23 protein-coding genes are annotated in these 23,211 nt (G+C 33.4%); 22 read left to right on the top strand and 1 reads right to left on the bottom strand.

What is annotated here, in order from left to right; all coding sequences use genetic code 11:
- Positions 1-336: 336 nt before the first annotated feature.
- From BED47_RS03330 to BED47_RS03415, 18 genes are all read left to right on the top strand, one after another.
- Positions 337-1,110 (top strand): SDR family oxidoreductase, encoded by a 774-nt coding sequence (locus BED47_RS03330; RefSeq protein WP_069032409.1) that lies wholly within the window; start codon positions 337-339, stop codon positions 1,108-1,110.
- Between the two features lie 36 nt (positions 1,111-1,146).
- A complete protein-coding gene (locus tag BED47_RS03335) occupies positions 1,147-1,896 on the top strand; it encodes a 2-phosphosulfolactate phosphatase (protein ID WP_069032410.1) in 750 nt (249 codons plus the stop codon).
- 62 nt (positions 1,897-1,958) lie between these two features.
- Complete coding sequence (locus BED47_RS03340) at positions 1,959-3,197, top strand: acyl-CoA dehydrogenase family protein (RefSeq protein WP_069032411.1); 1,239 nt, start codon at positions 1,959-1,961, stop codon at positions 3,195-3,197.
- 34 nt (positions 3,198-3,231) lie between these two features.
- The gene (locus BED47_RS03345) at positions 3,232-3,984 is read left to right on the top strand and encodes an SDR family NAD(P)-dependent oxidoreductase (protein ID WP_069032412.1); all 753 of its coding nucleotides are present in this window, start codon (positions 3,232-3,234) and stop codon (positions 3,982-3,984) included.
- A gap of 60 nt (positions 3,985-4,044) precedes the next feature.
- Positions 4,045-5,667: a long-chain-fatty-acid--CoA ligase gene (locus tag BED47_RS03350; RefSeq protein ID WP_069032413.1), complete on the top strand. Its 1,623-nt coding sequence runs from the start codon at positions 4,045-4,047 to the stop codon at positions 5,665-5,667.
- Between the two features lie 223 nt (positions 5,668-5,890).
- Entirely contained in the window at positions 5,891-6,460 is a 570-nt protein-coding gene (locus BED47_RS03355) for a TetR/AcrR family transcriptional regulator (RefSeq protein WP_069032414.1), read from the top strand.
- 72 nt (positions 6,461-6,532) lie between these two features.
- Entirely contained in the window at positions 6,533-6,934 is a 402-nt protein-coding gene (locus BED47_RS03360) for an acyl-CoA thioesterase (RefSeq protein ID WP_069032415.1), read from the top strand.
- Positions 6,935-6,965: 31 nt separating this feature from the next.
- On the top strand, positions 6,966-8,033 hold the full coding sequence (locus tag BED47_RS03365; protein WP_069032416.1) for a phosphotransferase family protein: 1,068 nt from the start codon (positions 6,966-6,968) through the stop codon (positions 8,031-8,033).
- Positions 8,034-8,057: 24 nt separating this feature from the next.
- Positions 8,058-8,837 carry an enoyl-CoA hydratase/isomerase family protein gene (locus BED47_RS03370; RefSeq protein ID WP_069032417.1) on the top strand — a complete coding sequence of 260 codons (780 nt, stop codon included), beginning with the start codon at positions 8,058-8,060 and terminating at the stop codon, positions 8,835-8,837.
- A 21-nt stretch (positions 8,838-8,858) separates the two neighbouring features.
- Entirely contained in the window at positions 8,859-9,839 is a 981-nt protein-coding gene (locus BED47_RS03375; protein ID WP_069032418.1) for a quinone oxidoreductase family protein, read from the top strand.
- Positions 9,840-9,889: 50 nt separating this feature from the next.
- A complete protein-coding gene (locus BED47_RS03380) occupies positions 9,890-11,068 on the top strand; it encodes an acyl-CoA dehydrogenase family protein (RefSeq protein ID WP_069032419.1) in 1,179 nt (392 codons plus the stop codon).
- Positions 11,069-11,087: 19 nt separating this feature from the next.
- Complete coding sequence (fabG, locus tag BED47_RS03385) at positions 11,088-11,846, top strand: 3-oxoacyl-ACP reductase FabG (RefSeq protein WP_069032420.1); 759 nt, start codon at positions 11,088-11,090, stop codon at positions 11,844-11,846.
- Between the two features lie 18 nt (positions 11,847-11,864).
- On the top strand, positions 11,865-12,314 hold the full coding sequence (locus BED47_RS03390) for a MaoC family dehydratase N-terminal domain-containing protein (RefSeq protein WP_069032421.1): 450 nt from the start codon (positions 11,865-11,867) through the stop codon (positions 12,312-12,314).
- Positions 12,311-12,715 carry a MaoC/PaaZ C-terminal domain-containing protein gene (locus tag BED47_RS03395; RefSeq protein WP_069032422.1) on the top strand — a complete coding sequence of 135 codons (405 nt, stop codon included), beginning with the start codon at positions 12,311-12,313 and terminating at the stop codon, positions 12,713-12,715. The genes BED47_RS03390 and BED47_RS03395 overlap by 4 nt, the downstream gene beginning before the upstream one ends.
- A 144-nt stretch (positions 12,716-12,859) precedes the next feature.
- Complete coding sequence (locus BED47_RS03400) at positions 12,860-13,747, top strand: hypothetical protein (protein WP_069032423.1); 888 nt, start codon at positions 12,860-12,862, stop codon at positions 13,745-13,747.
- A gap of 393 nt (positions 13,748-14,140) precedes the next feature.
- Complete coding sequence (locus tag BED47_RS03405) at positions 14,141-15,205, top strand: undecaprenyldiphospho-muramoylpentapeptide beta-N-acetylglucosaminyltransferase (protein ID WP_069032424.1); 1,065 nt, start codon at positions 14,141-14,143, stop codon at positions 15,203-15,205.
- Between the two features lie 98 nt (positions 15,206-15,303).
- Complete coding sequence (locus BED47_RS03410) at positions 15,304-16,128, top strand: GNAT family N-acetyltransferase (protein ID WP_069032425.1); 825 nt, start codon at positions 15,304-15,306, stop codon at positions 16,126-16,128.
- 121 nt (positions 16,129-16,249) lie between these two features.
- On the top strand, positions 16,250-16,699 hold the full coding sequence (locus BED47_RS03415) for a dCTP deaminase domain-containing protein (protein WP_069032426.1): 450 nt from the start codon (positions 16,250-16,252) through the stop codon (positions 16,697-16,699).
- A gap of 53 nt (positions 16,700-16,752) precedes the next feature.
- Here BED47_RS03415 and BED47_RS03420 read toward each other — a convergent pair whose 3' ends face one another.
- Positions 16,753-18,147 carry a peptide MFS transporter gene (locus BED47_RS03420; protein WP_069032427.1) on the bottom strand — a complete coding sequence of 465 codons (1,395 nt, stop codon included), beginning with the start codon at positions 18,145-18,147 and terminating at the stop codon, positions 16,753-16,755.
- A 686-nt stretch (positions 18,148-18,833) separates the two neighbouring features.
- Between BED47_RS03420 and rsgA the strand changes: the two genes are divergently transcribed.
- From rsgA to BED47_RS03440, 4 genes are all read left to right on the top strand, one after another.
- Positions 18,834-19,880, top strand: a complete 1,047-nt coding sequence (gene rsgA / locus BED47_RS03425; protein ID WP_069032428.1) for a ribosome small subunit-dependent GTPase A — start codon at positions 18,834-18,836, stop codon at positions 19,878-19,880.
- A gap of 799 nt (positions 19,881-20,679) precedes the next feature.
- Positions 20,680-21,417 (top strand): cell wall-active antibiotics response protein LiaF, encoded by a 738-nt coding sequence (gene liaF, locus BED47_RS03430; RefSeq protein ID WP_069032429.1) that lies wholly within the window; start codon positions 20,680-20,682, stop codon positions 21,415-21,417.
- A complete protein-coding gene (locus BED47_RS03435) occupies positions 21,414-22,430 on the top strand; it encodes a sensor histidine kinase (RefSeq protein WP_069032430.1) in 1,017 nt (338 codons plus the stop codon). Before liaF ends, BED47_RS03435 begins: the two co-directional genes overlap by 4 nt.
- 11 nt (positions 22,431-22,441) lie before the next feature.
- Positions 22,442-23,080 carry a response regulator transcription factor gene (locus tag BED47_RS03440; RefSeq protein ID WP_069032431.1) on the top strand — a complete coding sequence of 213 codons (639 nt, stop codon included), beginning with the start codon at positions 22,442-22,444 and terminating at the stop codon, positions 23,078-23,080.
- The last annotated feature ends 131 nt before the right edge of the window (positions 23,081-23,211 follow it).

A 23,211-nucleotide genomic window follows, 5' to 3' on the forward strand; every position in this document is an offset into this window, starting at 1 on the left:
ACAAACAAAAGGAGCCGTATAAATCAAGGATGGTCAATAATTTATTAGTTTAAACAATTCAAAAGTTTTTTTATAGTTAGATTTACCTGGAAATAGACGTTTTAAATCGTAACCAAAACTAAAATAGTAAGCAAATCATCTAGTAAATATGGATAAAAAGTAACATAAAAAATTTAAACAGTATTTCATATTGAATATTCAGAATTTTTCTTGTATTATCAAATTAACAAACATACCGACTGGTTAGTATCTAAACGTTTGTTTAAAAATGAAGCGAAAGTTTTGTGCAAAGATAGGACCGTTATGGAATAAATACTAATTTTAGGAGGATTTGAAATGCACGTAAAAGAGTTATTTGATTTAACAGGGAAAGTAGCCATTGTAACTGGTGGTGGACGAGGTCTAGGTGAACAAATTGCGAAAGGATTCGCTGAAGCAGGTGCAAATGTTGTACTTTGTTCTCGAAATGTAGAAGCATGCCATGAAATTAGTGAAGAATTGAAAAGTTTAGGTGTAGAATCTATCGCATTGAAGTGTGATGTAACAAACAAAGAGGATGTCCAAACAGTAGTTAACGAAACGAAAGAGAAATTTGGCCGAATAGATATTTTAGTAAACAATAGTGGTGCATCTTGGGGAGCACCAGCTGAAGAAATGCCTTTAGAGGCATGGAATAAAGTAATGAATGTTAATGTAACTGGTACGTTTTTAATGTCTCAAGCAGTAGGGAAAATCATGTTAGCACAAAAATCCGGAAAAATTATAAATATTGCTTCGATTGCTGGCTTAGTTGGAACGAATCCAAACGTAATGAATGCTGTTGGTTATAGTGCAAGTAAAGGTGCAGTGATCAGTTTTACAAAAGATTTAGCTGCCAAATGGGGTCCAAGTGGAATTTATGTAAATGCATTAGCTCCTGGATTTTTCCCGACAAAAATGTCTAAAGATGTTATTTCCCACGGAACAGATGAAATATTAGAATCTATCCCACTTAAGAAATTTGGAAATGAAGACGAGTTAAAAGGTGCAGCTTTATTTTTAGCAGCACCAGCATCGAATTATGTGACTGGGTCAGTTTTGGTTGTTGATGGTGGAACATCGATCGTTTAAAGTTTGAAACACCATAATCAAAAAGGAGTTTTGTAAATGGGCAAACTTCATCTTTTGATGAAAAAAGAAGAAATTGATGATCAAAAACTAAACGATGAAAAGATAGTAGTCGTTTTTGATGTATTACTTGCTACTTCGACAATTACAGCGACATTAGCCTTTGGTGCTAAAGAGGTTATACCTGTAATGAATGGACAAGAGGCAGTTCTTTTCACAAATAAAAATGTGGACAAAGAATATCTATTAATAGGGGAATATGAAGGGAATACAATTGAAGGGTTTCTATCACCTAATCCACTAATGTTAAAGAAAATTGTTTCTGATCAGTCAATCGTTTTATCGACAACGAATGGAACAGTGGCATTAAAAAATTCTCAAAATGCAAAGAGAGTATACGCTGCATCGATTTTGAATGCAAATGCAGTTGCAAATCACTTGAGACAATCTTACAAAGATGAGTCTGTTATTTTAGTATGTTCGGGGTCGTCAGGACAATTTAATATGGAAGATTTTTATGGAGTTGGTTATTTTATTGATTGCTTAGTTAATGAATCATATCCTTTCGATTTATCCGATGCAGCTAAATCTGCCCATTATTTTTACTTAGGATTGAAAGAAAAATGTTATGAGATTTTAGCGGAATCGAATGTTGGTAAAATGTTAATTCGTTATGGCTTTGAAGAGGAATTAAAATTTGTTTCTAGTAAAAGTATTTTAAATGTTGTACCGATATTTGTAGATGGTAGAAGCGTAATTAATGTTAATTTTTCAAAGGAAACTATCTAAATATTACCCTATTAAACACTGTAACTTGTTAGGCAAAAACTAGTTGTGAAAGGGATGATTGAATGGATTTTTTATATTCGCAAAAAAGTAAAGAGCTTCAATTAATATTAACAAAATTTATGGAAACGTATGTTTATCCTAATGAGCAAATATTTGAACAGCAGTTAAATGCACAAGAAACTCGGTGGAGTGATGTACCTCCGATTATGGAAGAATTAAAACAAAAAGCAAAACAAGCAGGATTATGGAATTTATTTTTACCTGAAAGTGACCTTGGAGCAGGTTTAACGAATTTAGAATACGCTCCATTATGCGAAATTATGGGACGATCTATGATTGGACCAGAAGTGTTTAATTGTAGTGCACCAGATACAGGTAATATGGAAGTTTTAGAAAGATATGGTACGAAAGAGCAAAAGGAAAACTGGTTAGTACCACTTTTAAATGGTGAAATTCGCTCATGTTTTTCAATGACTGAGCCTGAGGTCGCTTCTTCTGATGCAACAAATATTGAAGCGAGTATCAAAAAAGAAGGTGATTTTTATATCATCAATGGTCGAAAATGGTGGTCATCAGGAGCAGGGGATCCTAGATGTAAAATTGCAATATTTATGGGCAAAACGAACCCAGATGCACCTAAGTATGAACAGCAATCTATGATTCTAGTTCCGTTAAATACACCTGGGGTGAAAATTGAAAGGGTATTACCTGTTTTCGGTTATGATCATGCGCCTCATGGACATGCAGAAATTACATTTACAAATGTAAAAGTTCCTGCAAGTAATATTTTATGGGGAGAAGGGAAAGGATTTGCAATTGCACAAGGTAGACTTGGTCCAGGTCGTATTCACCATTGTATGAGATTGATTGGTGCTGCCGAACGAGCACTCGAAGAAATGTGTAAGCGTGTTCAAAATCGAGCAGCATTTGGTAAGCCAATTGCAAATCAAGGCGTAGTTCAAGAATGGATTGCAAATTCAAGAATAGAAATTGAGCAAGCTAGATTACTAACCTTAAAGGCCGCATATATGATGGACACAGTTGGTAATAAAGAGGCGAAAGCAGAAATTGCTATGATAAAAGTCGTCGCTCCTTCAATGGCTTTACGAGTAATTGACCGCGCTATTCAAGCCTTTGGAGCTGCGGGTGTATCTAATGATTATACGTTAGCAGCTCAATGGGCAAATGCCAGAACGTTAAGATTAGCTGATGGTCCAGATGAAGTACATCGAGCGCAGTTAGCAAGATTAGAATTAAAAAAACATGCTACAGAAAAAAACTTCTCTACAATAAAAAGTTAATTCAAATTAAATGACAGATTGAGAGAGGATCGATATGAGACTAAAAGATAAAGTCGCAGTTATTACCGGCGGAGGTAGTGGTATCGGGCGTGCAACTGCTATCCGCTTCGCAAATGAGGGAGCAAAAATTGTTTTAGCAGACATTAATGAAGTTACTGGTGAAGAAACACTAGGTGTAATAAAAGAACAAAATCCAGAAGCTATTTTCGTTAAAACGAATGTTGCTGAAAGCAAAAGCATCCAAAATTTGATGAAGCAAGCTGTTGAACATTTTGGTAGCATAGATATTTTGTTTAACAATGCTGGAATTGGGAACTCCGAAGTAAGAAGTGTAGATTTAGCAGAAGAGGAATGGGATCAAGTAATCGATATTAATCTGAAAAGTGTATTTTTAGGTATAAAATATGCAATTCCAGAGCTTAAAAAATCTGGCAATAGTGTGATTATCAATACAGCTAGTTTACTAGGTTTAAAAGGAAGGAAATATGTTAGTGCTTACAATGCTTCTAAAGGTGGAGTAGTATTATTAACGCAAAATGCAGCATTAGAGTATGGAAAATATAATATTAGAGTAAATGCAATTGCTCCAGGAATAATTGATACAAATATCATTAAGGAATGGAAAAATGATGAAAGAAAGTGGCCGATTTTATCCCGTGCAAATGCACTTGGTAGAATAGGGACTCCAGATGAAATTGCATCAGTTGCACTATTTTTAGCATCTGATGAAGCATCGTTCGTGACTGGAGCAACGTTATCGGTTGATGGTGGAGGATTAATATTCTAATCTATTAGGTTTGAAAAGTTGTTTAAAACAATATTCATGATCAGAAATGGAGAGTTATGTATGTCAACAAATAAAGTTTGGTTAGCTCACTATCCTGAATATATTGCAAAAGAACTATCAATTCCGACAAAATCAATACCAGAAATGTTTAACGAAACTGCAGAAAACTATCCTAATCATTCTTGTCTAACATTTTATGGTAAAAAAAATACTTATAAAGAAGTGCAGTCGGCAGTAAAGAGATTTGCTTCTGCTTTACAAAAAAATGGTATTCAAAAAGGTGATCGTGTAGCAATCATGCTTCCAAATTGTCCACAATATGTAATTTCATATTATGGCATTCTAACTGTAGGTGGAATCGTAACCCAAGTAAATCCAATGTCAGTTGAAAGAGAGCTAAAAGAATTATTAATTGACTCTGGAGCTGAAACGATTGTCGTATTAAACAGTTTGTACCCAATCGTCAAAACATTAAGTAAAGAAACAAAATTACAGAAAATTATCGTAGTAAATTTTACTGGTATAGAAGAGAATTATGACGAAGCAATAACATTTGGAAACTTTTTGCAAAGCGGAAATCAAGAATTAAAGCCAGTTACGATTGATTCTCATGAAGATGTTGCAATTCTTCAATATACGGGTGGAACAACTGGACGTTCAAAAGGAGTAATGCTATCCCACCGAAATCTATACGCAAATATAATGCAGCAAGGTGAATTTTTTAAAGGTGCATTTAATCCTGGTTGTGAGCGGGTCTTATCCATCATTCCATTTTTCCATGTTTATGGAATGACCGTATGTATTAATTTAAGTGTTTTCATGGCTAACGAAATGATCATCCTACCACGATTTGAAATTGAAGAAGTTTTAAATACGATAAAAAATGAACAACCTACGCTATTTCCAGGCGTCCCAACAATGTATGTTGCATTAATTAACCATCCTGAGTCTGAAAAATATGGGATCGATGCAATTAAGCTTTGCAATAGTGGCAGTGCACCGATGCCAGTAGAACTAATGAAGCAATTCGAAACAAAGACAGGTGCTACTATTTTAGAAGGCTATGGATTATCTGAAGCGTCCCCAACGACTCATAGTAATCCTGCATTTGCAGCAAGAAAGCCTGGTACTGTGGGAATCGCTTATCCATCTACTGATTCAAAAATTGTTGACATAGCTACCGGATTAGACGAAGTTCCAGTAGGAGAAATTGGTGAATTAATCATTAAAGGTCCTCAAGTAATGAAAGGCTATTGGAATTTGCCAGAAGAAACGGCAAATACAATCAGAGATGGATGGTTATATACTGGTGATATTGCGAGCGTCGATGAAGATGGTTACGTCTCAATTCTAGATCGAAAAAAGGATATGATTATCGCAAGTGGCTTTAATGTATATCCTCGTGAAATTGAAGAAGTAATTTATGAGCATCCCTACGTAAAAGAGGCTGTAGTAATAGGGGTACCCGACTCCTATAGAGGTGAAACAGTAAAAGCAGTGATAGTCCTTAAAGAAGATAAATATCTTACTATAGAAGAAATGAAGGAATACTGTAAAAATCATTTAGCGACCTATAAAGTTCCTCGAATAATCGAATTCCGAAACGAACTACCGAAAACGAATGTTGGCAAAATATTAAGAAAGGCAATTAGAGAAGAGGAAAGCTCTATCTATCAAGGGTAATTGAAAGAACGGTCTCCTGTGGGATATGTTGGAAGACTGAAACCCCCAGGAACGAACTTGACGAGGAAGCTAAAGAATCTCGCTACACAAAAAAAGCGAGCATCCTGCAGTGGACATCAACCACACATACTTATTTATAAACATTAATAAATTGAATTTTGATAAAACCTTCCTTGTACTATGATATAATTCTATTGAATTTTTAAGATTGCGAGGACATCTAATGAAACAAAAAATAAAGGAACACTCTATACAGCTATTTGATAAAAAAGGATTTACGAGTACATCCATTCAAGATATCGTCGAATCGATCGGAGTGACAAAAGGAACTTTTTACTACTATTATACAAGCAAAGAACAGCTTCTTATGGAAATTCACCTTCAATTTATTGATGAAGTATTAAATGAGCAGGAAGAAGTTATTAATGATTCAAAGAAAAGCTTTTCAGATAAGCTATTTGAAGTCATTTATTTAAGTTTAATGGACATTAAAAAGCAAGGTCCAAGTGCAAAAGTGTTTTATCGTGAAATGAGACATTTAAATCCTGAAAGTTTAACAGAAATTAAAGCCAAAAGGGATTTATACAGATTTAATATTGAGAAACTTCTTAATGAAGGAATTAAAAATGGTGATTTAAGATCAGATTTAGACGTACCAATCGTTTCATTTGGTATTTTAGGTGTTATGAACTGGAGTTATGAATGGTATAACGCAGAAGGACAAAAAAATGCATTTGAAATAGCGAAGTCATTCCAAGATATGATCTTAAAAGGGATTAAAGTAGAGGAGTAATCTTTTGTCTCCTTCTCCTTTACATACCGACCAGTTAGTATTGGTAAATAATTGATAAAGGTAGGTAGTTTTATGGAAAAATTCACCGTTACCCCTAGATTTTGTGAAACCGATGCATTAGGTCATATTAACAATACTAGTTACTTTATTTATTTAGAAGAAGCGCGAATTAAATTCTTCCAATCGCTTGGCTATTCAATGAATCTAGATGATTGGAAGTTTATTCTAGCGTCAACAAAATGTGATTTTGTGAATCAAGGTCACTTCAATCAAAAATTATCAGTATCAACCTATATTTCAAAAATAGGAAACAAAAGCTTTCATCTCGAACATGAAATTTGTTGTGAAGAGACAAAGCAAATGATTGCTACAGGTAATGCGATCATCGTATTTTTTAATTTTAAAGAACAGCGTAGCGAAGTACTTCCTGAGTTATTTAAAGAACAGTTAGAAAGGCATTTAGTTGTTAAATAAACTGAATTTTCTAAAGTAAAGGAGGGGTAATATGGCTGAAAAGATCGAATTGGAAACGATTCAAGTTCGCAAAGGTGAAGAGTTAAATCCTCATGTTTTACATAAATTTTTAGCAAAAAATATTGAGGAACTACCAGATGGAGAATTAGCGATTCGTCAGTTCTCATCGGGTCATTCAAACTTAACCTATTTACTAAAAATTGGAGAATGGGAAGTGGTGTTAAGACGGCCGCCACTTGGCCCAGTTGCTCCAAAAGCACACGATATGAAAAGAGAATTTCGTATTTTATCAGAAATTCATCCTCACTTTTCGGCTGCTCCTAAGCCAATTTTATATTCAGAAAATGATGTAATTGTAGGTAGTCCATTTTTCATTATGGAAAGAAAAAATGGTGAAGTATTTGACTCATCATTTCCTCCACATTTAAACGTAACAATTGAAGATCGTAAAAAATTATCTACTGTAATGGTAAATAAGCTGGTTGAGTTACACTCCATTGATTATACAAAAACAAAACTCCTAGAAATAACAAAACCTGAGAATTTTATGGAAAGACAAGTAAACGGCTGGATTGGACGGTATAACAGGGCAAAGACTAGTGAAATTGCCGAAGTTGATCGACTAATGAGTTGGTTAATCAATAATGTACCAAAAAATCATCAGTCATCAATTATTCATTATGATTTCAAATTGAATAATTCGATGTTTAGTCACGATTTAAAAGAAATGATTGGACTATTTGATTGGGAAATGGCAACAATTGGTGATCCATTAGCTGATTTAGGTGTTGCTTTATGCTATTGGATTCAAAATGATGATCCTGATTTATTAAAATTTGGCTTAGGTAAACCACCTGTTACGATTCAAGAAGGATTTATTACAAGGAATCAATTTATTGAAGGCTACGCAAAGAAAAGTGGCAGAGATTTATCAAACATTAATTACTATATGGCATTCGCCTATTTTAAATTAGCAGTAATTGTTCAACAAATCTTCTATCGATTTAAAGCTGGACAAACAAGTGATCAGCGATTTGCAAAATTTAACCAATTCGCTGAAAATCTGATAAGGATTGCCAATGATCTAGCAGTTAAATAGATTCATATAAAAGGAGTGTAATAAATGAGTAAACAACATTTAATAGTAGAAATTAATGAGCGGATTTTAACTTTAACACTAAATAGGCCTGAAAGCTTAAATTCTTTTAGTTATGAAATGTTAAATGGTATTACTGAAGCGCTTAATCAAGCAAAACTGAATCCGGAAATTAAAGCAATTGTACTAAATGGTGCAGGTCGTTCATTTTCAGCTGGTGGAGATGTAAAAACGATGGGAAACGTCACTCCAAATGCAGTATATGAGCATATAGGAATCCTAAATACAGTTATTAAAACGATTCGTGAGATCGAAAAGCCTGTAATAGCTTCAGTTCATGGTTTTGCAGCTGGTGCTGGTTTTAACTTGGCTTTAGCATGTGATTTAATCATTGCAGCAGACGATAGTAAATTTGCTTTAAGCTTCTCTCAAGTTGGATTAATCTCTGATGGAGGCGGTTCTTATTTCCTACCAAGGTTAATCGGTCCATATTTAGCAAAACAGTTTTTCTTTACTGCAGAGCCAGTTCCTGCTGAAAGAATGTATCAGCTTGGTATGATTAACGCACTCGTACCAGCTGAAAACTTAGCTGAAGAAACAGTAAAATTTGCAAATAAAATAGCCGCAGGTCCTGGTAAAGCAAATGGTATGATGAAAAAACTAATTAATCAATCTTTTACATCAACTTTAGATGAAATGCTAGAACTTGAAAGAATTACTCAGCCACTAATGGTAGCAACTGAAGACCATCAAGAAGGTGTTTTAGCATTTAAAGAAAAAAGAAAAGCGATTTTTACTGGTAAATAAAAAACTGAAAGGAAGTTTACGATGCAATCAATTCAATTTAAACAATTTGGTGGTCCTGAGGTATTAGAGAAGGTCGAACTTGAAAGACCAGTTCCAAAGGGGAAAGAAGTATTAATTGAAGTGCATGCAGCAGGTGTCAATTATGCTGATACAGCGCGAAGAGAAAATCAATATGTAGTTAAAACTACTTTGCCGTATGTACCTGGTGCTGAAGTTGCAGGAGTCGTAGTGGAAATTGGAGACGAAGTTACTTCAGTAAAGATTGGTGATCGAGTAGTTTCAATGTTAGAATGTGGTGGATACTCAGACTTTGCTCTGACAGATGAGCGTTCAATTATTCCTTTACCGAACGGAATGGATTTTAAAATAGCCGCTGCATTACCCGTCCAAGGATTAAGTGCTTACCATATCTTAAAAACAATGGGTATGTTAGAACCAGGAGAAACCGTTTTAGTTCATGCGGCAGCAGGTGGTCTAGGTACTTTAGCTGTGCAACTAGCGAAGCTTTTTGGAGCAGGTAAAGTAATCGCTACAGCAAGTACAGCCGAAAAATTACAGCTAGCAAAAGAGATGGGCGCAGATGTATTAATCAATTATACAGAAGCAGGCTGGGAACACAAAGTACTTGAAGCTACAAATGGAAAAGGTGTAGATGTTGCCTTAGAGATGGCTGGAGGCGATGTTTTTTATAAAACGTTAGATTGCTTAGCTTATTTCGGAAGATTAGTTATTTATGGTGTAGCAAGTGGCCAGCAAAGTAAGTTTTACCCATCCTCTCTAATGGCAAAAAATCAATCAGTAATTGGGTTTTTCTTACCACCACTTTTGAGAAAAAAGGCATTAATTAAACAAAGCTTAGAAGAGTTATTTACTTATTTAGCTGAAGGGAAATTAACGATCACGATTGGAGAAGTATTTCCATTAAGTGAAGCTGCCAATGTCCATACGATATTGCAATCAAGGAAAACTGTTGGAAAAGTGATTTTAGAGCCGAGAACATAATGAATTTTTGATATGAAAAGATTTGATCAGATGAAACGGGGGAAATTTAAATGCATTTACGCCTGACTGACGAACAAAAAATGATTCAAAAAACAATTCGAAAATTTGTTGAAAAAGAATTAATCCCTTTAGAGAATGAAGTACTTAGAAATGAACGTGAGGGCAGACCAAGCTTAGATCCCGCGGTTGAAAAGGAACTACAATTAAAAGCAAAAAAAGCTGGTTTCTGGGGAATTAATACACCTACTGAATATGGTGGTGCTGATTTAGGCCAAATGATGTTAGCAATTATTTATATGGAAATTTCAAAAACATTCGTTCCTTTCAAATTTGGTGGTTATGCGGATAATATTTTGTTTTATTGTAACGAAGAACAAAAAAAGAAATACCTTATTCCTACAATAAATGGAGAAAAAAAATCATGCTTTGCCATGACGGAACCTAATGCTGGCTCTGATACTCAAAACATTAAAATGACCGCTGTAAAGGATGGGAATGAATGGGTATTAAACGGTGAAAAAACATTTATTACAGGTGGAAACGAAGCAGATTTTGTAATGGTCATTGCAATAACGGATAAAGAAAGACATCAAAAAACGGGTGGAAGAGAAGGTGTAACTTGTTTTATAGTCGACCGGGACATGGGGTGGAGGTCTGAATTTATCCATACAATGGGCGAATGGGGACCAGCTGGTTTAGTATTTGATAATGTCCGTGTGCCTGAAGAAAATATTTTGGGTGAATTAAATGGTGGCTATAATTTAGGACTTGAATGGATCGGATTTGCACGATGGATTGTAGGGGCCACAGCAGTTGGAGCTGCTGAACGTTTATTACAAATGGCCATTGACTACTCAAAAGAAAGGGAAACATTCGGAAAACCAATTGCCGAACGACAAGCAATACAATGGCAAATAGCAGATTCTGCTGTTGAAATAGAAGCTGCCAAATGGCTTGTATTAAATGCCGCATATACACTCGATCAAGGAGAAGACAATCGACATTTAGCATCAATGGCAAAACTATATGGTTCGAATATGGGAAATCGAGTTGTAGACCGCGTACTTCAAATACATGGTGGAATCGGGTATACAAAAGAACTTCCTATTGAAAGATGGTACCGTGAAGCAAGATTATGGAGAATATACGACGGTACGGATGAAATTCAACGCTTAATCATTTCACGTAATTTACTAAAAGGACATGTTAAATTAGGACAGTACGTTTAAAAGATGGGAGAGAAGTGAAATGGCTGGAAGATTTGAAGGCAGAGTAGCCTTTATTACTGGTGGTAGTCGAGGTATCGGAAAGGGAATCGTAGAATTATTTGCAAAAGAAGGAGCGAAAGTAGCGATTATTGATGTGAATGAAGAAGCACTATTACAAACTGCTTCAGAATTTAAGCAATATGAAATATACACGAAAGTTGCAAACGTTACTAATACCAATGAAGTTGAAACTGCTATGAAAGAGGTTCATGATACATTTGGTTCATTAGATATTGTAGTCAATAACGCAGGTGTTATTCGCGATAATTTATTATTTAAAATGACAGACTCAGATTGGGATACTGTTATGGATGTTCACTTGAAAGGTTCATTTAATGTTGTACGTGCTGCACAAACCTATATGGTTAAACAAAAATATGGAAGAATCATTAATATTTCTTCAACATCTGCACTTGGCAATCGTGGACAATCAAACTATGCAACTGCAAAGGCTGGTTTACAAGGTCTAACGAAAACACTTGCAATTGAACTTGGTAAATATGGAATCACATCTAACGCTGTGGCACCAGGGTTTATTGAAACTGAAATGACGAAAGAAACAGCAAATCGCATCGGTATTACGTTTGAACAACTAGTTGAGGCAAGTTTAAGCCAAATACCAGCCGGCAGAACAGGTAAACCAGAGGATATTGCAAATGCAGTTGCATTCTTTGCTGACGAAAAGTCTTCTTATGTAAATGGGCAAGTTTTATATGTTGCAGGTGGACCTAAAGCTTAAAAAATTGAGGTGGATGAAATGTTTAAATCGTTTATTGGTAAACGCTCTAAATCAGTAAAAAATACTGTAGAACGCGGTGCTGTAAAAAAATTTGCCGAAGCAATTGGGGATTTACATCCAATTTATGTTGACGAAGAATATGGAAAACAATCTAGATATGGACAAAATATTGCTCCGACGACATTTCCTAGAGTATTTGACTATGGAAAAATAGAGAATTTTAACCTACCAAATGTTGGTCTAATTCATGGTGAGCAAACATTTGAATATAAAAGGCCACTTTTAGTTGGTGAAACCATTTATTGTTATACAGAGATTAAGCACTATTATGAAAAACGTGGTGGGCATGGCTTTATGGGGTTTCTAGTACTGTCAGATATCGGAGAAGATCAAGCTGGCAATGTTATTTTTACTACTAAATCAGTTGTTATTATAACTGAAGAGGTTAGGAAGGTGCTAACGGTATGACAGTATTATTAGATTTACAAATTGGCGACTCGTTGAAACCAGTCATACTTGAACCAGTATCTCGAATGGATTTAATAAAATACGCAGGAGCATCAGGTGATTATAACCCTATTCATACAATTGATGAGGAAGCAAAAAAAGCTGGATTACCTGGAATTATAGCACATGGCATGTGGACAATGGGAAATTTAGCTAAGCTTTTTTCCGATTATTTAGAAGTTGGCTTTATTGAAAATTACTCTATAAGATTTAAGAATATGGTATTTCTAAATGATGTCATCACATTAAATTCAACACTTGATAAAGTTGATCAAAACATACTACATTTTAAAGTAAATGCAAAGAATCAGAACGATGTAGTCGTTATTACTGGTAAAATTTTATTTAAATTATATGAATGATACTGAATCTAATTGGGACTTCTAAAAGGAGTCCCTTTTTTGTATTTTACAATTTCAACTTCGACTAATGTAAATTTTACATTAAAAAGGATTTGGATACAGTGGATTTACACATAATATTAAAAAACGAAATAGGTGAGAAAAATGGATCTTTCATTTGATAAATTATTAGAGCAATTTGATTTGAAAAAAAATGAACACCAAAAAAATTTGCATAAGGTTAACAAAAGAATAGATGAAATAGAATCTCATATGGAAGAAATTAAAAAGCAATTACATAATTTTGACCATCAAATTGTTAATATAGAAAAAGAATTAAAAACTACTCTATCAATGATTAGCAGTGAAAATGAATCAAACTTACACCATGATATAGAACATAATAAAGGGCATCATAACGAGCATCAAGACCATCAAGACCATCAAGACCATCAAGACCATCAAGAGCAAAACAGACATCACAAGCATCACAAAAGTCATGAACACCATCCTGATCATCCTAATTGGGCTGAAAATTTAATCCATAATGTGGAGGAATTTTCAGCAAGTATTTTTGAGCCTAAAAATGAAAGTCATAAAAATCATCAAGAGCATCATGATCACGAAAATCATCAAGAACATTATGAACATGAAGATCATCAACAAAAACAAGAGCATCAAGAACATGAACATTTCGAGGAAAAGCAACAAAACTCAAGAGTAGCTAATAGGAAAAAGTATAATAATCAAAATATAGAAGAGATAAACCAGTATTCTGCAAGTACAATGGACGAAAGTCAATCGAGCGGCATAATAACTGGATTAACGAGTATTAATGAGAAAAATTATTCGGAATTATCATCAGATTTTACAAATCATAAAGAAGAACAACACCAACAGTACAATCATGGAAACGACTCTAATCAAAAGAAGACTTCTGAACAATTATTAGAAACGGATTTTTCTGATATGTCAATTGATGATTGGGAGGATTCTACTACCAACTTATCGATGTCAGAATGGTTTGAAGTTGATCCTAATGATAAAAGATAAAATCATTGATCTAATTAATTGAAGTTGGTGCGAAGTCTATCCATTCCAATACATGAGCCAGACCAGTCATGAAATACAAGAACATATCTGAAAATCAAATTTAAATACTTTGTCTATACACAAAAATGCATTACTTCTACAATGTGAAGTAATGCATTTTTGTTTTTTAGAGGAAATACACTCTGATTTGGTGAATTTATCAAGAGAATACTTTGCCTAATTATGCATTTTTTAGCTATGAAGGCTCATAAAGATATAAAATTGAGTATAAATAGAGTGTTAATATAGTGGGGGCGATAACGATATTCCAGTAGGCTTTTTTGGTCGCAGTTTGGACTTTGTGAAAATTTGTGATTAGTTAATTAGTTTGAAAAAGAATAGATAGGAGTTAATATGTCTAAGAAAAGAATCGTATTTACCGGTGGTGGCTCTGCGGGGCATGTAACACCAAATATCGCCATTATAAATGAGTTAAATAAAAATGATTGGGATATTCATTATATTGGATCTAAAAAAGGAATTGAAAAGGAACTAATAAATAAAATTGAATTACCTTATTATGGGATTTCAAGCGGAAAATTAAGACGATATATAGATTTTGAAAATATTATTGATCTGTTTCGAGTAATAAAAGGTTGTCTTGACGCAAGAAAAGTATTAAAAAAAATTAAGCCGAGTTTAGTTTTTTCAAAGGGTGGCTTTGTTTCTGTACCAGTAATCATTGCTGCTAGCACATTGAAAATTCCAATTTTTATACATGAAAGTGATATGACACCAGGACTTGCAAATAAAATTTCTCAGCGTTTTGCTACCAAAATATTTACATCATTTGAAGAAGCAAAAAATTATTTTCCAAAAAATAAAACAACAGTAATTGGTTCACCTATAAGAAAAGAGCTATTAAATGGCTCAAGGGAAAAGGGCTTAGAATTTCTTAATTTTAAAAGCTATATCCCAATCTTAACAATTATGGGTGGAAGTTTAGGTGCAAAGAAAATCAATGAAACTGTTAGAGAATCATTACAGGATCTAACGAAAAAGTATCAGATTGTTCACCTATGTGGTAAAGGAAATGTTGATGAAAGTTTAAAAAATATTCAAGGCTATAAGCAATTTGAATATGTTCATGACGAGTTAGCAGACGTACTGGCCGCATCCCAAATGATTATTACAAGAGGTGGGTCAAATGCCATATTTGAGTTTTTAGCGTTACATAAACCGATGATCATCATCCCACTTACGAAAAATCAAAGTAGGGGAGACCAAATATTAAATGCAAATTCTTTTAAAGAAAAAGGCTTTGCATTGATGTTGGAAGAAGAGGATTTAACGAATAAATCACTTCAAGAATCAATTGAAGAACTTCAAACTAAAAAGGAATTTTTCATTACGAATATGAAATCATCGAATCAAAGTAATGCACTTGATATACTTCTTGAGGAAATAAATAGTAATTAATTCGATTAAAGCATTCTTCTAAATAAAGGAAGAAATGCTTTTTTGTTGAATAACTCTAAAGGGAATAACAGAAATATTGTAAGAAGTAGGTGGAAAATTTGATTTCAGAAAAACAATTAAACGAAATTAGCATTTTACAAGATGCATGCGAAAAATTTGATGAAATAACTTTAAAGTTAAACTGGGAAATGTTAAGAAATCGAAGAAAAGATGTAAAAGAAGATTTCTTTCACTATGAAGAAAATCAATTAGTTGGATTTTTAGCGACTTACTATTTTGGAGAAAAAGTTGAAATCTGTGGTATGGTTCACCCGGATTTTCGACGAAAAGGAATTTTTTCTAGTTTGTTAACTGAAGCACTGAATTCAATCGCTCCAACCACTACCATTTTATTAAATGCACCTGAAGCTTCAGCATCAGCAAAAGAATTTATTCGAAATCAAAAAAATTGTACCTATTCTTTTTCGGAATATCAAATGGCTTGGAAAGACCAAGAGGTAAAAGAATTTACTCCAATCGTTAAATTCACGAAAGCAGAGCAATTAGATTTCGCATTTATTTCAAATTTAGATGTTGTATGTTTCGGATTTGAAAATAGTGATGCAGAGAAGTACAATCAACGGATCTTAAATGAACCAGATCGAGATTTATTTATAATAGAAGTAAATGATGAAAAAATAGGTAAAATGAGTTTGCTTCGTGAAAAGAATGAGAGTTGGATTTATGGATTTGCAATACTTCCAGAATACCAAGGTAGGGGATATGGAAAAAATGCATTACTCCAAACCATTCAAAAAGAAAACGAGATTGGAAACGAAATTCATTTAGAAGTTGCGCTAGAAAATAGTAACGCGAAGAAATTATATTTAGATTGTGGATTTAGACAATATAACACTCAAGATTATTATAAAATTGGCCAATAAATTAGTAAAAGGCTGTCTGTTTTTTAAGACAGTCTCTTTTTTTATGGACTATAATAATTTTATCATTATGAAAATATCTATGTTAAACTAGAAATGGATTAAATGGAAAAGGGTGAAAGTTTTGGAAAAAATAAGAGGGTTTGAAGTAGCAAAAGGATTCGAAAATTGTGGAGTGAATCTTCCGAAAAGAGCAACGACACATGCAGCTGGTTATGATATCGAATGTATTGAAGAGACAATTATCAATCCAAACGAGATCAAACTTGTTGGTACAGGATTAAAAGCGTATATGCAAAAAGACGAATTTTTAGCATTATTTGTACGCTCGTCTACACCGTTAAAGAAAGGTTTAATGAAAGGAAATGGAGTAGGGGTAATTGATTCGGACTACTACAGCAATCCTTCAAATGATGGCCATATCATGATGCAATTAATAAATGTATCAAAGGAGCCTGTTATCATACAAAAAGGTGAGAGAATTGGACAAGCTGTTTTCCAAAAGTTCTTATTAGCTGATGATGATTTCGCAGGGGAAGAACGAGTAAGTGGTTTTGGTAGTACTGGCAAATAAAAATGTAGAAATAAAAAAAGAACTCGAGTGATCGAGTTCTTTTAATTTTGTAATTAGTCTAACATTTTTGCAAGTTTTGGTGATAAAGCAAGTAAGATTAAGCCTGCAACGATTGCTGCTCCACCTACTGCTAAGAATACTTGTAACATACCAAGAGTTGTTGTAAATGCAGCTAATTGTCCACCAACTAAGTTTGCAATGAAACTTGATGATAACCATACACCCATTAATAATGAAGCAAGTTTAGCAGGTGCATAACGAGAAACTGCTGATAAACCAACTGGTGAAAGTACTAATTCAGCAATTGTATGGAAGAAATATGTCATAACCATGAATAACATGTTTGCTTTTACAGTAATATGATTTGGATCAGAACCTGTTTTCATAACCGCCATAATTGTGAATGCAAAACCAACACCTAATAGGATAAGACCCATTGCCATTTTCGCAGGAACGCTGATGTTTTTACCATTTCTTGCCATTTTAATCCAGATCATAGAAAGAACTGGAGCGAAAAGCATAATGAATAATGGGTTAACAGATTGGAACCATGCAGATGGTACATTGAAGCTACCAACTTTAAGATCTAAGAAACGCTCTGTATAAAGTGTTAATGATGAACCAGCTTGTTCAAATCCAGCCCAGAAAAATACTACGAATGCAGCTAAGATAAAGATAACTGTTGTACGTTGTTTTTCTTTTTTAGTAAGAGGAATATCCTTAACTGAAGCGCTGTTACCCTCTTTCACAACTTTTGCATTAGGTTTTGTACCTAAATCACCAAGATATTTTGATGCTAATAAGTTGAAAATAATTTGACCAATAATCATACCGATCGCTGCTGCTAAGAAACCATAACGGTAACCGAATAAATCATCACCAGCAGCATTTTTTGACATAAATAAAGTTTGTGCTAAATAACCAGTAACAAGTGGAGCAAAGAATGCACCTAAGTTGATACCCATGTAGAAGATTGTGAATGCACCATCACGACGTGGGTCATCTCCTTCATAAAGTTCACCAACAATTGTTGAAATGTTTGGCTTGAAGAAACCATTACCGATAATCATTAAAATTAAACCAAGATATAAACCTGTTGAAGAATGAATACCGAATAATGCGATATTACCAGCTGCCATAATAATACCACCAAGTGTTATAGCAGCACGCTTTGCAAGGAAATTATCTGTAATCCAACCACCAATGATTGGAGTGAAATATACAAGACCAGTAAATAATCCATAAAGTTGTAGTGCCCAAGCATCTTTAAATCCAAGTCCACCTTGAACTACTGAAGTTGTTAAATAAAGAACTAAAAGTGCACGCATTCCATAATAACTAAAGCGCTCCCAAGCCTCAGTTGCAAAAAGTAAGTAAAGGCCAGGTGGGTGTTTCGTTTTTTGATTTTGCTCGTTTGATGAAACGTTTTGTTTTGCTGCTACGCTCATTCAAATTCCTCCCTCATAAGTGCTATTCTGTGTAATTTTCTGTATGAATATTTATTGTCGTCAATTCATATACTATTCTGTCAATTTACTGTAAAAAATAATTTCCGAATTCAACAAATTTCGACAATTTAAGTTAAAAAAAATTTCTAACTATTTTCAACAGAACAATGCTACTAAATTTATATCTAGATCCGCAAAAAAAACTTGGGACCAATTTACTATTTTAGTATAACACACAATAGCGTATCTCTGTAAAGTTTTTTATATTGTCAGACAAATCTTGCAATACTGATTTTTCTTATTAAATTAGTATTTTTAGACTTTGTCGATTGACCTGTATTAGTACAGCCTGAACAAAAAGACCTATATCTAAATAATAATAAGTTTTTGAAATATTTCAAGGGTTTTTATAATTTTTTACTTTAATATTAAAAAAGTTTAATTAAACAAAAGAATGGAAATTGTCAAAAAATGTCGAAACGAAAATAGAATGTTTCGTCCTTTTTTAATATTCAATTAATTCATATGGACGATTTTCTAAAATTTGGATATACTAAAAGTACTATATATGAAACGGAGTGATGGATATGGGAAAGTTAATTAATTTAGTTCAGAAGAAGGTAAATAGTAGAGGACAAAAAATGGAGTAAATCTTCATTATTGTCCTTATATAATTGGAGGACAAAATGAATTTAAAACAATTAGGTTGGAACGAAGCGTTCGGAGAAAAGGATCAAAATACTGTAGTTGCAAGAGTTATATCTGAACAAAGACAAATTTATAAATTGCATGATGGAGAAAATGAACTAACTGGTGAAGTTTCTGGGAAATTTCAATTCCAGGCAAAAGTAAAAAGTGATTTTCCATCCGTTGGAGATTGGGTTGTAATTGAACCGTTAAAAGGTGAAAACAAAGCAATTATTCAAAAGGTATTGCCGAGAATAAGTCAATTTTCAAGGCAATCTGCAGGAGAAAAAATTGAAGAACAAATAGTAGCTGCTAATATAGATTACGTGTTTTTAGTAATGGCATTGAATAACGATTTTAATATAAGAAGATTAGAACGTTATTTACTTGTTGCCTATGATAGTGGAGCAAATCCAATTATTGTTTTAACAAAAAAGGATTTATGCACTGACCTACCAACCAAAATTGCAGCAGTTGAAGAAATTGCATTTGGTGTACCGATTTATTCTGTAAACAGTACAAATGGAGAAGGGATTGAAGAACTGAAACAGCTCATTTCAGAAGGGAAGACTGTTTCCTTACTTGGTTCTTCTGGTGTCGGTAAATCTACATTATTAAACGCGTTAATCGGTGAAGTAATACAAATAACACAGGACGTCCGTGAAGGTGATGATCGCGGTAAACATACAACTACACACCGCGAATTATTTTTCCTACCATCTGGCGGAATGGTCATCGATACACCAGGTATGCGAGAATTACAGCTTTGGGGCGGAGAAGAGCATATAAGCTCGACATTTACAGATGTCGAAATATTAGCTAAATCATGTAAATTCTCAGACTGTACACACGAAAACGAACCAGGATGTGCAGTTAACCTGGCAATCGAAAACGGCGAACTAGATCAACAAAGACTCACAAGCTATCGTAAATTAATGAGGGAACTAGCGTATGCAGAACGTAAACAAGATGCATCACTAGCTAGACAAGAAAGAGATAAGTGGAAAAAAATTAGTAAAATGATGAATACTAAGTCTTATAAGTAAGAGAGAAGAGTATTTATACTCTTCTTTTTCTTTTGAAATTTTGTGATACAAAAGCGGTCAATGAGGCAAGAATCCTTGAACTACTAACCCATAATAGGTTCATGAGGTAGTAGAAAGGCAAGAAAGAACGATAGTGACTCATAATAGGTTCATGAGTAAGTAAAAATGAGAGAAATCGCGATTTAGTAACTCATAATAGGTTCATGAGTAAGTAAAAATGGAAGAAATCGCGATTTAGTGACTCATGATAGGTTCATGAGTAAGTAAAAATGAGAGAAATGGCGATTTAGTAACTCATAATAGGTTCATGAGTAAGTAAAAATGGAAGAAATCGCGATTTAGTGACTCATAAGGGGTTCATGAGTATGTAAAAAGGCAAGAAATCGTGATTTAGTGACTCATAATAGGTTCATGAGTAAGTAAAAATGGAAGAAATCGCGATTTAGTCACTCATAATAGGTTCATGAGTATGTAAAAAGGCAAGAAGTCGTGATTTAGTGACTCATAATAGGTTCATGAGTAAGTAATAAAAGAAGAAATCGCGAAATAGTGACTCATAAGATGTTGATGAGTATGTAAAAAGGCAAAAAGCCGCGATTAACTTACTCATAACGAGTCCAAGGATCGTTAATCGTTACATAATTCTATAAAAAAATCTCAGTCTTAAGACCGAGATAAGACAATACTTAAGTTTGTATCAAAACAAACAAAAAATAGATAAACTACATAGTAGAATAGTTAATAACAAAAGCTTTCGATTGCTATTAACAAGCTAGTTTAGTGAATAGAGGAGAGCTATATGAAGCGATTTAGACGATTGTCTAGCAATGAATTAACTGGATTATTATTTATAATTGCAGGCATAGGATTATTATTTGATCTATTTTTAAATCCTTTTGCAATAATCGCAGCTGGGGTAGGTATTTATTTATTTCAGTATGGGGCAAAAAAACGTAAAGTTTACCCTTCTACATCTGCGAATATCGCGTTTTTTGGAGGAATCATTTTATTTATCAGTAATGTATTTCAATTGAAATCAATCTTAGGGGTATTATCCTTTATTGTGATTTATGTTGGATATTTAATATTTGTTAATTCTAAATTTAATGCAAAAGTCATTATACCTAACATAGTTGAAACAACGAATACAGGTGTCTTTGAAACAAATTCTCTCATTTCAAATCGATTTTTTACAAATATTCATCTTAAGAATGAATCATTTGAGTTAGAAGATGTAGATTATTATTTTGGAATTGGAGATGTCATAATCGATCTTTCGGAGTCATTTATTCCTGAAGGAGAGACTGTGTTGGTATTAAATGGAATCATCGGAAATATTACTTTGTATGTGCCGTATGATTTGGAAGTCTCGATCCAGCATTCTACTTTATATGGCAAAATTAATATCCTTAAAAATAAATTGAACGGGTTTAACAAGAATTGTAAGTTCACTTCTAATGATTATAAAGAAGCATCAAGAAAGTTAAAAATTGTCACTTCTTTAGCAATCGGAAATATTGAGGTGACAAATAAATGAAAATTGACAAAGGTATCTTTTTATCAATCTGTCTTGCTGCATTTACATCTAGTATTTTAATTTGTGGCGTTGTTTATTATTTCGTTGATCATACTTTCCTTGATAAATTGCTTTTGTATAAAATTGGAAATTTTTCTTTACTATTAATATTATTTGTAGCAATCATAATTATATCAATTGTCTATAGTACAGCTGTTTTGAGCACGATTCGTCATAATGAAAAAGCTTTATTGGAAGGTATAGTAAAGGCAGAAAATGGAATTTATCATAAAGAATCAGAGCATTCAATTCGGTCCATTGATAACGAAATTGAATCAAAACTTCAAAAAATATCTAAACAAATTGAAGATTCAAGGAAGACTGTTCAAAAATTAGTAGATGAAAAGAAATTAATTGAATCTCAAACAATTGAAGATGTCGTAACGAAAGAGCGACATAGACTAGCAAGGGAATTACATGACTCAGTTAGCCAACAATTATTTGCGATTTCGATGATGATTTCTGCGATCAATGAACTAGGTGAAACTACGTTTAAAGAACAATTACAATATATTGAAAAAATGGCGATTAATGCTCAATCAGAAATGCGTGCACTTTTATTACATTTAAGACCAGTTCAGTTAGAAGGTAAAAGCTTAAAAGAAGGCGTAGAAAAGCTTCTAACTGAATTAACCAATCGTCAAGCTCTTCAATTAAAATGGAAAATCGATGATATTACACTATCAAAAGGTGTAGAGGATCATTTATTTAGGATTATTCAAGAAGCTTTATCGAATACTTTAAGGCATGCAAATGCAAAAACTTTTGAAATACGAATTAGAAAAATTGAAGATTTTGTATTAGTTCGAATGATTGATGATGGAATTGGTTTTGATGTCGAAAACCGAAAAACTGGTTCGTATGGTTTGCAATCAATAAGTGAACGTTCTTCCGAAATTGGTGGAACGGCAAAAATAGTAAGTATACCAAAAAGAGGAACGCAGATAGAAGTAAAAGTTCCAGTAATTGAATAGAGGTGGGAAATTTGATCAAAGTCGTGTTAGTTGATGATCATGAGATGGTAAGAATGGGTGTTTCTACATATTTAAGTACTCAATCTGATATTGAAGTGGTTGGTCAAGCAAGTAATGGAAAAGAAGGCGTAGATCTTGTATTAGAAAAACGTCCTGACATTGTATTAATGGACTTAATTATGGAAGTTATGGATGGAATTGAAGCGACAAAACAAATTATTTCAAAATGGCCAGAAGCAAAAATCATCATTGTTACAAGTTTTATTGATGATGAAAATGTATATCCAGCAATTGATGCTGGTGCAATCAGTTATATGTTAAAAACATCTAGAGCTAGCGATATCGCAAATGCAATACGAACGACACATAAAGGTGGCTCAGTTTTAGAACCAGTTGTTACTGGCAAAATGATGAATCGAATGAGAAAATCTACTCAACGCGAATTACATGATGATTTAACGGCTAGGGAACAAGAAGTACTTCATTTAATGACTGAAGGTAAGTCAAATCAAGAAATCGCCGATACTTTATTTGTTTCACTAAAAACGGTAAAAACGCATGTTAGTAATATTTTAACGAAATTAGAAGTGGTCGATCGAACTCAGGCAGTAATTTATGCTTTTAGACATGGAATTGTAGAACAAAAATAGATTTATTTACAAAAAGAAGTCAAAAATGACTTCTTTTTTCTATTTTTATAAGAAGATTTAAAGCAATATTTTAGATAAATAAATAATTAATGGTAAGATAGTTATATTCGTTTTATTTATTTTGGAAGGAG

It is taken from the genome of Gottfriedia luciferensis (assembly GCF_001712755.1).
GTDB lineage: Bacteria > Bacillota > Bacilli > Bacillales > Bacillaceae_G > Gottfriedia > Gottfriedia luciferensis_B.